The following is an 11,346-nucleotide window of genomic DNA, read 5'->3' as shown; positions in this document are numbered from 1 at the left end:
ATTTTTGTACTTATGGAGAATATTTTTACCGACGAATATTTTATGAAGAAAGCCTTACTGGAAGCCGAAGTAGCTTTTGAAAAAGGCGAAATTCCTGTTGGAGCTGTTATTGTTATAGATAATAAAGTCATTGCTCGTACACATAATTTAACCGAATTGTTGCACGATGTTACCGCTCATGCCGAAATGCAAGCCATAACTAGCGCAGCCAATTTTATAGGTGGAAAATATTTGAAAGATTGTACTTTATATGTAACCTTAGAACCTTGTCAAATGTGTGCAGGCGCTTTGTACTGGTCACAAATTTCTAAAATTGTTTTTGGTGCTTCCGATGAAAATCGTGGATTTAAAAAAATGGGAACGCAATTACATCCAAAAACTCAAGTCATTTCAGGAGTTTTAGAAAAAGAATGCAGCGATTTGATGAAGGCTTTTTTTAAAAATAAAAGATAGTTTTCAAAGTGACTTAAAATTTCGTAACTTGGTATACCTTTTGATGTTGCATTAGAAAACAAACTAATTTCTAAAAAAGTTATGGAAAACAGATTAAAATCAACGTTAATTATTGGAATTTCAATAATTATCTCCGCATTTATTTTAGGTTCAGCATTTAAAAATCGTAATGAAAATTTGGATACTATTTCCGTAATTGGATTAGGAACCAAAGATTTTGTTTCAGATGAAATTTTATGGTCGGGAAGTTTTACAACTAAAAGTTTTGATATCAAAGAAGCATACAATAAAATGATTTCTGATCAAAAAATTGTTTCTGATTTCTTTTTGAATAAAGGTTTTAAGAAAGAAGAATTTACTTTTGGAGCGGTACAATTCAACAAACGTTTTAGAGAAGTTAGAACTGAAAATTCAGAAGTAGCTTACCAAACAAAATACGAACAAGTTTTTGACGGGTATGAAGCTACCCAAACGATTTCATTTTCGGCTAAAAAGAATCCAGAATTAATGAAACGAATTGAAGAAGTATCTAGTAAAACTTCTGAATTAATTAATTCAGGAATTGAATTATCTTCTAATTCTATTCAATATACGTATTCCGATTTACCAAGTTTAAAACATAGTTTGATTCAAAACGCTTCAAAAGATGCTAGTGAACGTGCTCAAAAAATTGTAAGCACTGCAGATGGAAGTTTAGGGAAATTAAAATCGGCAAGTATGGGTGTTTTTCAAATTACAGGGCAAGGTTCTACCGAAGAAGATAGCTACGGTGGTAACAATGATACCTATAGCAAAAACAAAACGGCAAGAATTACTGTTCGATTAGAGTATGAATTGGATTAAGAAATCAATAAAGAATAAATTTATGAAAAGCATAATTCTTCTAATTGGAATTGTGCTTTTTTATAATTGTTCAGCTAGAAAAAAAGATAGTAAAGGAGATAATCCAAGTGAATCTATTGAAGGAATTATTCTTGAACCAAATTTATTTCATGAAAAGCTAAACGTTGACAGTCTGTTAAATTCATACAATGATGAAATTTTACAATTAAAAGAAAATGAATTTATCTATCCATTAGATTCAATAATAGATTCTGATTCTTCAAGAGTTATAGTTATTGGGAAATTTATAAATAAAAGTGATGTATTCGCTCTTGATATTTATGGAAATTGGCAAACACAAAATATTTATTTTTATAAATATGATGATAAATGGAAAAGAATAGAATCAGACGATTACAACTGGGATGTTTTGAGTTTTAATTTTCAAAATTTCAACTTTGATGAGGATAATGAGATTTTAATTAAAGGACATTATAACATGAATGGTAACCAGCAAAATACAATTTACAAATTTGATACAAAGACAAACAAATTTATAAAATCTTGTAGTTTATTTGCGACTGAATTATCCTATGATAATAATAAAAATTTGGTTTATTATCAGTACTTTGGTAGTTGGTATATGGAAAATATTCAGACCATTTATAAATGGAAAAACAACAAGTTAATACCTGAAAAAAGTGTTGTGAAACAATACAAAAACACTTCAGAATTGAATAATGGAAAAGAATGGATTCAATATTACGAAAATCCAACTCAAGATAAAGATACTTTAGTCTTAAAATTCAAAAAAACTTACAAAGAGAAAAACAAAAAATTGTATGATTTGTGGGAGAATTTTTTTGAGCAATAAACACAAAAAACCGCTATTCTTTCGAGTAGCGGTTTTTTTTACAGGATACATCCCGGTATTATTTTACTATAATTTCGTTTCCTTCTTTGTCGAAGAAATGAAACTCTAGATACGTGTAAGCGTCACGAGGTATAATTTTCACCCATTTTTTATATTCGAAAAACCATTTCGAACGTAATGATGGAAAACCTTTAGTAAGGTATGCTGCCACAAACGGATGCACGTTAAGTACAACTTTTTTATGGTCTTTTATAATGCGTTCAAGGTCAGTTGCAATTTTGTCAACAATTAAAATAGGAGCTTCAATTTCCCCATGTTCATTATTGGGGTCTTCTTCTCTTGTCTTAATATTAACTTCTGGTCTGACTCTTTGTCTAGTTATTTGAATTAATCCAAATTTGCTAGGAGGCAAGATTTTGTGCTTGGCCTTATCGTCACTCATTTCTTCTCTTAAGAAATCATATAAAACTTTGCGGTTTTCTGGATTTTGCATATCAATGAAATCCACCACAATAATTCCGCCCATGTCTCTAAGTCTCAATTGACGAGCTATTTCAGCTGCGGCAATCATGTTAACTTCAAGTGCAGTATCTTCTTGGCTGGTTGCTTTGCTTGAACGATTTCCACTGTTAACGTCTATAACGTGTAACGCTTCAGTGTGTTCAATAATTAAATAAGCACCTTTGCTCATGGAAACTGTTTTTCCAAAAGACGTTTTTATTTGTCGTTCAATATGATATTTCTCAAAAAGAGGTGTGTCTTTAGACTGATAGTGTTTTACGATAGACACTTTATCCGGAGCTATTTCTTGCAAATACTCCTTCGTTTCTAAATACAAATCTTCGTCATCTACATGAATACAAGTAAATGTATCATTAAATACATCTCTTAATATAGATGAAGCTTTGTTTAACTCTCCTAAAACTTTGGATGGATGATGTGCAGTCTGTAAACGACGACTCATCGACATCCATCTTTCTAGAAGCGTTTGTAGATCTTTATCAAGTTCGGCTACTTTTTTGCCTTCGGCTACTGTTCGCACAATAACGCCGAATCCTTTTGGTTTAATGGATTGAACCAGTCTTTTTAGTCGATCTTTTTCTTCTCTAGATTCTATTTTTTGAGAAACAGAAACTCGGTCTGAAAAAGGAACTAAAACCACGTATCTTCCTGCTAAAGAAATCTCAGAACTAATTCTGGGACCTTTTGTAGAAATAGGTTCTTTTACCACTTGAACTAAAATCGACTGATTTGGACTTAAAATATCCATTATAGATCCGTCTTTGTTGATTTCAGCTTCAAAAGGAAAATTTTTGAGTGAATAATCTTTTAATTTACCTGCGCTTACAAGTTTAATAAATTTCATCAATGAAGGAAGGTTTGGACCTAAATCATGATAATGCAAAAAAGCATCTTTCTCATAACCTAGATTCACAAAAGCGGCATTTAAGCCAGCAACGGGTTTGCGTATTTTGGCAATAAAAATATCACCAACCGCAAAATCGCTTTGCTTTTCTTCTTCTTTGTGTAATTCAATTAGTTTTCCATCTTTTAATAAGGCAAAATCTACAGCGTCTGAACCTGATCGAATAATTAATTCTTTGTTCATGCGGTACATTTTTATCTGTTTGTGCTAGGTGTTTGATGTTTTGATGCTGGGTGATTTGTTTCATCCCTAATCTAACATCCCTAATCTAACATTTTCACAGATGGATTAAATAATAATTTTACAGGATTTTTCCCGATAATCAATGTTGAATTGATTAATTTCAATGAACTTTTTTCTAAAAAAGAAAAAGTAGTTTTAAACTACTTTTTCTTTTTATGACGGTTTGCTCTCGCTCTTTTCTTACGTTTGTGAGTTGCTACCTTATGTCTTTTTCTTTTTTTACCACTTGGCATAACATGTTGGTGTTTAGATTAATAATTTATTTTTATACTGTAACTTCTGTTTTTTCTTTAACGCTTTCTACAAACACTTTAGCAGGTTTAAATGCTGGGATGTTGTGTGCAGGGATTTTAATTGTAGTATTTTTAGAAATGTTTCTTCCTGTTTTTTCAGCTCTTGTTTTGATAATAAAACTACCAAAACCTCTTAAATAAACATTGTCACCAGTTTCTAATGAATTTTTTACTTCTTCCATAAAAGTCTCAACAGTTGCCTGAACATCTCCTTTTTCAAGCCCTAATTTTTCTGAAATTTTCGCTACGATATCTGCTTTCGTCATTTTCTTTCGTATTTAATATATTGTGTATTTTTTTGAGTTTGCAAATATAAGAATTAAAAAAACAATAAATCAATCATAATTGATTAAATTTTAATTACTAAAGATTTATTTTTGTTGCTCAATAAAAAAACATGGAATTTTCTAACTCTTTAATTCATTGGTATTTACAAAATAAGCGCGAATTACCTTGGCGAAACACCACAAATCCGTACTTAATTTGGCTATCAGAAATTATGCTTCAACAAACAAGAGTGGCACAAGGTTTACCCTATTTTTTAGCATTTACAGAAACATTTCCAACTGTTTTTGACCTAGCAAAAGCCGAAGAAGAAAAAGTTTTAAAACTTTGGCAAGGATTAGGCTATTATTCTAGAGCTCGAAATTTACACGCTACGGCAAAGTTTATTGCCAACGAATTAAATGGCGAATTTCCTGACAACTACAATGACCTTATCAAATTAAAAGGAGTTGGCGAATACACCGCTGCCGCAATTGCTTCTTTTTCATTTAACGAACCTGTAGCTGTTGTTGACGGGAATGTTTTTAGAGTTTTGAGTCGTTATTTTAATATTGATAGCGATATTTCGGATGGAAAAACTAAAAAGGAATTTCAAAATTTAGCACAAGAAGTTTTACCTAATAACAACCCTGCGCTTTTTAATCAGGCAATCATGGAGTTTGGTGCTTTACAATGTGTGCCTCAAAATCCAAATTGTAATTCTTGCATTTTTTCATCTTCTTGTGCCGCTTTACAATATAACAAGGTAACGCAATTACCTGTAAAAAGTAAAAAAACCAAGGTGACCAATAAGTTTTTTAATTATTTAGTTTTAAAAGATGTTGATGGGAATTTTATAGTTCAAAAACGAGAAGGAAAAGGAATTTGGGAAAATTTATATGAATTTCCGTTAATTGAAACCAACGAGCTAGTTTCAGAACTTGATATTATGAATCAATGTGCCGAAATGAAATTTTACAATCAAAAACCGGAAGAGATTATTATATTAAATCCACAAATTATTCAACATAAATTATCCCATCAAAATTTACATATTCGTTTTTTTCAACTAAATTTTAATGTAAAATTACCTGATTCAAAACCACTTTCCGAAATTAATAAACTTCCATTTCCTATTGTAATTCATAATTTTATGACCTCAAATTATTTTAATTCGTTATAAATTATTACTTTTGATTAACTCTTATAAATTATAAGCCATGAACGGAACATTAAATAAAGTTATACTAATAGGTCATTTAGGTGACGAAGTAAAAATGCACTACTTCGAAGGAGGTAATTGTATTGGACGTTTCCCATTAGCCACCAACGAAGTGTATATTAACAAAACCACAGGAGAGAAAATTACTTCTACTGAATGGCACAACATTGTTGTTCGAAATAAAGCAGCTGAAATCTGTGAAAAATATCTTTCTAAAGGCGATAAAATATATATCGAAGGGCGTATAAAATCACGTCAGTGGCAAGCTGAAGATGGCGCAACTAAATATACTACAGAAATTCAAGTTACTGAATTTACGTTTTTAACCACTAAGAAAGATACTGATTTAAGTAAATCATCTCTTCCAACAGGAAGTGCTCCAGATGATTTTAATGTTTAACTAAATTTATAAAATTTGGATCCTGATCCTGCCAGTTTACTTCATACGATAGATTTTGATTTCATTTTTGGAATAATTGCAACAATTATACTACTTGCTTGTTCTGCTTTTATTTCAGGCTCAGAAGTGGCGCTTTTTTCTCTGTCACAAAAAGATGTTGACGAAGTTCAAAATAAAGACTTTAACAAGGGTTTGCTTATTTCAAGATTATTAGAAAAACCAAAAAAATTACTTGCAACAATTTTGGTGGCCAATAATTTTGTTAACATTGCTATTGTTATCATTTTTTCTTCTTTTAGCGGTAGATTTTTTAACGAAATTGAATCTTCTGCTTTACGATTTACGTTTGAAGTAGTTTTAGTTACTTTCTTTATATTACTTTTTGGAGAAGTTTTACCAAAAATCTACGCCAATAGAAACAATATAGATTTTGCAATGAAAGTTGCTGTTCCCATATCTATTTTAAACAATTTATTATCGCCTATAAGTGTTCCTATGCGAAATGGAATTCACTATATTGAGAAAAAACTGAGTGTTCAAAAAGGGAATTTTTCGGTCGACCAACTTTCACAAGCTTTAGAATTAACTTCGCAATCTGACACAACGGATGGAGAACAAAAAATATTAGAAGGTATTGTAACTTTTGGAAATACAGAAGTTCGCCAAGTAATGAGTCCCAGAATTGACGTATTTGCTTTGAATATTGAGCAAGAATTTAAAGAAATAATGCCCAAAATTATTGAGAAAGGGTATTCAAGAATTCCGGTTTACAACGAAAATATTGATCAAATTGAAGGGATTTTATTTATCAAAGATTTAATTCCTTACATAGACAACAACGATTTTAATTGGGTAGAATTATTGCGCGAACCTTTCTTTGTTCCAGAAAATAAAAAACTAGATGATTTATTAAAAGATTTTCAAAGCATGAAAAGTCATTTAGCAATTGTTGTTGATGAATATGGAGGGACTTCGGGAATTATTTCTTTAGAAGATGTTTTAGAAGAAATTGTGGGTGATATTAGTGATGAATTTGACGACGAAGATTTAATTTATTCTCAAATTGACGACAACAACTATTTATTTGAAGGAAAAATTAGCTTGAAAGATTTTTATCGAATATTAGACGTAGACGAAGATGAGTTTGAAAAACAAAAAGGGGAAGCAGAAACATTAGCTGGATTCTTACTCGAAATTTCAGGAAATTTTCCAAAGAAAAGACAAAAAATAACGTTTCATAACCTTATTTTTACCATCGAAAATGTTGACAAGCGAAGAATAAAACAAATAAAAGTTACGTTATAGTATCATGATACAAAATATATTGAAATTAAGCTGTTTAGGTTTGTTTTTAGGGATGATTTCTTGTGGAGATGAAACAATACCAAAACCTAAAGGACATTTGAGTTTAGAATATCCAAAAGCAAAATATTCTAAATTGAATTCTGATTGTAAGTTTACTTTTGAAAAAAATGATTTGGCTTTAATAAAAGATAAATCATGTGCTTTCGAGATAAATTATCCAAAAATGAAAGCCACAATTTATCTAACTCATAAATCGGTTAATAATGACATTGATAAATTATTACGTGACGCTCAAACACTAACCTATAATCATGTTGTAAAAGCCGACGACATTATAGAGCAGCCTTTTATTAACGAAAAGAAAAAAGTATATGGAATGTTCTATGAAGTAGGCGGAAATGCAGCAACAAATGCTCAGTTTTACGCCACCGATAGTACAAAAAACTTTATTGTAGGAAGCGTTTATTTTTACGCAAAACCAAATTTTGATTCTATTTTACCAGCAGCACAATATCTAAAAGCAGATATGCGAAGAATTATGGAAACGCTAAAGTGGAAATAAAAAACGCCCTGATTATCTCAGGGCGTTTTTTATTACATTTTTTTCGATTCAGTTACTTTATAAGAATCACCGCCGGCAACACCTTCAATAGTTTTAGTCAACGATTCTAAAGATTGCTTTTCAGCGTCGAATTTAACAGTTGCTATTTTTGTTTCAAAATCTACAACAGCTTGTCCAACACCAGCTTGTTCTGCTAATTTATTTTCGATTGTTTTAGCACAACCCATTGCACAAGTCATTCCATCTACAGTAAAACTTGCTGTTTGCATTTTGGCTAAATCAGCCTCGGTAAAAGCTTCTTTTTTAATTTCTTCTTTAGCCACTTCTTTGTTTTCTTGTTTACAACTTGCAAAAGAAAGCATCATTAAAAGTGCTAATCCAATATTTTTTAAATGTTTCATAGTAGTAAAAGTTAAATTATTTACCTCTAAATAAAGGCATTGCAAAATTACAAAATTTCATAGTGCTATTTTAAAAATAAAGCCTGAATTTTGAAAGATAAAATTATGCTATGGAAAACAATTCAACAAAATGGTATTTATTAGTTTTTTTAGGGTGTGTTTGGGGAAGCTCGTTCATCTTAATGCAGTTAGGTTTAAAAGGCGTAAATTCAATTCAATTGGGAAGCTTACGTATTTTATTTGCTGCAATATTCTTAATTATTGTTGGATTTAAACAAATACCACAAATTCCATTATACAAATGGAAGTATATTGCCTTAACTGCTATATGCGGTACATTTATTCCCGCCTTTTTGTTTGCTTTTGCGCTTTCAAAAATTGATGGTTCTATTAGCTCAATATTAAACTCATTAACTCCTTTAAATACATTGTTAGTTGGACTCTTATTTTTTGGAATGAATGTTCATAGAACCCAAGTATTTGGAGTAATTATAGGATTTATTGGCTGCGCTCTGTTAGTATTATTTGGAAATGGAGAAAACACCACTGAAAATTATTATTACGCTATTTTAATTGTAATTGCTTCTATTTTTTATGGCGTCAATGTGAATTTGATTAAAAAATATTTGTCCGACTTAAAACCTTTAACAATAAGTACTGGGAATTTTTTAATCATGTTTTTTCCTGCTTTAATAGTCTTATATTTTACAGGATTTTTTGACATCATTCATGAACCCAAAGTTCAAACCTCATTAGGCTTTATTGCAATTTTAGGAATCATTGGTACTGGATTTTCAAATATTTTATTTTTCAAACTCATTCAATTGTCTTCACCTGTTTTTGCTTCTTCAGTAACTTATATTATCCCTGTTGTAGCATTTACTTTAGGTTCTTTATTTATGAATGAATCGCTATCATTAATTCAATTATTAGGCGCAATGATTGTCTTGGTAGGTGTATACTTTTCTAGCAAAAAATAAAAAAAGCGCTCAATTTCTTGAGCGCTCTCTATAAATTTAATCTAATTTCTTATTTGAAATCTGCATCAGTTACCCCTTCGTTAATTTTAACTTCAGTAGTAATTAATTCAATTTCAATACCAACATTCATGATTGTTTTGTAAGGGAATTTTAATCCTTTAACATCTTTATAATCTTGGTAGTAGGTAGTTTGCGTCATTTTTTGACCACCTTGCTCTAATTCTTTGGCTTCAGCTACTTTAAATCCAGTTTTTACATCATAAAAATAAGTAGATTTTCCGCTTTTAACAGCATATGCATCAACTCCATTTACGTTTTCAATACCAGCTAAAGTTACCCCTTTGTCTGTTAATAAAGCTAATTCTTTAAAAGTAGTAGCTTCAGCTTGCATATCTTTTAACTCTTGGTCTTTGAAATCTTTTCTTTGACCTTGTTGCACCATGTAAGCTTCTTTATCATTAACTACTTGTTTCATCATTGTCATTCCCATTGCTTTCATTTCAACACCTAATTTTTTAGGAGCTGTTTTTACAACTAACTCTAAAGGCGTTCCTTGAACAGTTCCAGCCGACATTACAGCTAATGTTTTTACGTTTTTAACCGCTTTATCACCACCAATAGCTTTGATATAATCATTCAATACTGTTTGAGCTGTTACTCCTGCAGGAACAGCTTTTTTAACTGCTGGTTTTTCCGTTGGATTTCCAAATTTATCAAAGTAGAAAATTGGTAATTTTTCTCTTTTGCTCATTGTTTCTAAACCTGGTAAAACATCACCAGCTTTACCAACAATAACTACTCTAGTTTTGTCAGCTAAGAAATACTTATTAGCTGCATTTTTAATATCTTCAGCTGTAACAGCATTGATGTTTTTAATATAGTTTTCATAAAAATCTTCTGGTAAACCTTGAGTTTCTTTGTTTAATGCATAACCCGCAATAGTAGAAGGTTTTTCAATTTGCATTACAAAGTTTCCAATATATTTAGCTTTTGCATTTTTTAAATCTTCTTCAGAAACTAATTCTGTTCTGATTTTTTTCAATTCGTTAAAAACTTCTACAATAGCACTATCAGTTACAACATTTCTTACAGAAGAACCTGAACGGAATTTGTTAATGTATTTTCCTGAACCTATTGAAGAGTATGCTCCGTATGTCCAGCCATGTTTTTCACGTAAGTTTAAGAATAATCTTCCTTCTCCACCGCCACCTAAAATTTGGTTCGCTAAAAGAGCTGCAAAGTATTCTTTATCTGTCATTTTTAAGTTAGATAAATTAACTAATGCGATTTCAGATTGAACAGCATTTGGTACATCAATAAAGTTAATTTGACTGTATTGAACGTCTTTAGGATCAGAATAAGTTAATTGAGGAGCAGTTGCTTTTTTCCATTTTCCAAAAAGTCTTTCAACTTCTTTTTTAACTTCTTTAAAGTTAACATCTCCTACAATTACTAAATAAGCATTTCCTGGAGCAAAATATGTGTTATAGTTTAAAACAACATCATTTAATGTAACATTATTTAATGTTTCTTCACTAGTATATTCACCTTTGTAGTGCTCTTTACCATAAGTTAAAACATTTTCAACTCTACCTGCAATAGCTGTTACACTTTTTTCTTCAGATTTTAATCCTTCAATTAATTTTTCTTTTTCTTTTTCAAATTCTTCTTGAACAAACAATGGATTTAAAGCACCATCTGCCATTAATTCTAGAATTCTTTTTGAATATCTTGACAATCCATTTGCAGAAGCACCTGAATCCCAAAAATTAATATTTGCTCCTAAAAAGTCAATTTCTTCATTGAAAGCATTTTTAGAAACCGATTGTGTTCCGTTACCAATCATTGAACTTAATAAATCAGAAACTCCTTTTTTAGTTCCTTCAGCATAAGGCGGATTATCTAACGTTAAATTGAAAGAAACTCTAGGTAATTTATGATTTTCTACCACTAAAACTTTTAAACCATTTTTAAGTACAAAACTTTGTGGCTTATTAATGTTTATTGATGGAGCTGGACCTGCTTTAGGTTGTGGTCTGTCTTGTGCTTGCATAGTCATTGTCAAAAATAAACTGGCTGCGATGTATATAAATTTTTTCAT

12 protein-coding genes are annotated in these 11,346 nt (G+C 30.6%); 8 read left to right on the top strand and 4 right to left on the bottom strand.

The window, feature by feature from the left end:
• Positions 1 to 12: 12 nt before the first annotated feature.
• The 3 genes from RSE15_RS09715 (at position 13) to RSE15_RS09705 (ending at position 2,149) form a co-directional block, all read left to right on the top strand.
• Positions 13 to 453 carry a nucleoside deaminase gene (locus RSE15_RS09715; protein WP_324068057.1) on the top strand — a complete coding sequence of 147 codons (441 nt, stop codon included), beginning with the start codon at positions 13 to 15 and terminating at the stop codon, positions 451 to 453.
• A gap of 81 nt (positions 454 to 534) precedes the next feature.
• A complete protein-coding gene (locus RSE15_RS09710; protein WP_324068055.1) occupies positions 535 to 1,296 on the top strand; it encodes an SIMPL domain-containing protein in 762 nt (253 codons plus the stop codon).
• Positions 1,297 to 1,318: 22 nt separating this feature from the next.
• A complete protein-coding gene (locus RSE15_RS09705; protein ID WP_324068053.1) occupies positions 1,319 to 2,149 on the top strand; it encodes a hypothetical protein in 831 nt (276 codons plus the stop codon).
• 58 nt (positions 2,150 to 2,207) lie between these two features.
• Here the strand turns inward: RSE15_RS09705 and RSE15_RS09700 are convergent, their stop codons facing one another.
• On the bottom strand, positions 2,208 to 3,758 hold the full coding sequence (locus RSE15_RS09700; protein ID WP_324068051.1) for an Rne/Rng family ribonuclease: 1,551 nt from the start codon (positions 3,756 to 3,758) through the stop codon (positions 2,208 to 2,210).
• Between the two features lie 325 nt (positions 3,759 to 4,083).
• Positions 4,084 to 4,377 (bottom strand): HU family DNA-binding protein, encoded by a 294-nt coding sequence (locus tag RSE15_RS09695; RefSeq protein ID WP_008254909.1) that lies wholly within the window; start codon positions 4,375 to 4,377, stop codon positions 4,084 to 4,086.
• Between the two features lie 131 nt (positions 4,378 to 4,508).
• Here RSE15_RS09695 and mutY point away from each other — a divergent pair, with 131 nt between their 5' ends.
• Genes mutY through gldD form a run of 4 tightly spaced genes read left to right on the top strand, consistent with a single transcriptional unit; the run spans position 4,509 to position 7,864 of the window.
• Positions 4,509 to 5,558 (top strand): A/G-specific adenine glycosylase, encoded by a 1,050-nt coding sequence (gene mutY, locus RSE15_RS09690; protein ID WP_324068046.1) that lies wholly within the window; start codon positions 4,509 to 4,511, stop codon positions 5,556 to 5,558.
• A 37-nt stretch (positions 5,559 to 5,595) separates the two neighbouring features.
• Entirely contained in the window at positions 5,596 to 5,997 is a 402-nt protein-coding gene (locus RSE15_RS09685) for a single-stranded DNA-binding protein (protein WP_026725353.1), read from the top strand.
• Between the two features lie 15 nt (positions 5,998 to 6,012).
• Positions 6,013 to 7,302 (top strand): gliding motility-associated protein GldE, encoded by a 1,290-nt coding sequence (locus RSE15_RS09680; RefSeq protein ID WP_324068044.1) that lies wholly within the window; start codon positions 6,013 to 6,015, stop codon positions 7,300 to 7,302.
• 4 nt (positions 7,303 to 7,306) lie between these two features.
• Positions 7,307 to 7,864: a gliding motility lipoprotein GldD gene (gene gldD, locus RSE15_RS09675; RefSeq protein WP_324068042.1), complete on the top strand. Its 558-nt coding sequence runs from the start codon at positions 7,307 to 7,309 to the stop codon at positions 7,862 to 7,864.
• Positions 7,865 to 7,896: 32 nt separating this feature from the next.
• On the opposite strand, the gene RSE15_RS09670 is transcribed toward gldD, so the two are convergent.
• On the bottom strand, positions 7,897 to 8,265 hold the full coding sequence (locus RSE15_RS09670) for a heavy-metal-associated domain-containing protein (protein WP_324068040.1): 369 nt from the start codon (positions 8,263 to 8,265) through the stop codon (positions 7,897 to 7,899).
• Positions 8,266 to 8,375: 110 nt separating this feature from the next.
• Here RSE15_RS09670 and RSE15_RS09665 point away from each other — a divergent pair, with 110 nt between their 5' ends.
• Positions 8,376 to 9,245, top strand: a complete 870-nt coding sequence (locus RSE15_RS09665) for a DMT family transporter (protein WP_324068038.1) — start codon at positions 8,376 to 8,378, stop codon at positions 9,243 to 9,245.
• 49 nt (positions 9,246 to 9,294) lie between these two features.
• Here the strand turns inward: RSE15_RS09665 and RSE15_RS09660 are convergent, their stop codons facing one another.
• Positions 9,295 to 11,346 (bottom strand): M16 family metallopeptidase, encoded by a 2,052-nt coding sequence (locus tag RSE15_RS09660; protein ID WP_324068036.1) that lies wholly within the window; start codon positions 11,344 to 11,346, stop codon positions 9,295 to 9,297.

The organism is Flavobacterium sp., assembly GCF_035195345.1.
Classification (GTDB): Bacteria; Bacteroidota; Bacteroidia; order Flavobacteriales; family Flavobacteriaceae; genus Flavobacterium.
The sequence above is the reverse complement of the archived record's forward strand: the minus strand, read 5'-3'. Positions and strand labels throughout refer to the sequence as shown.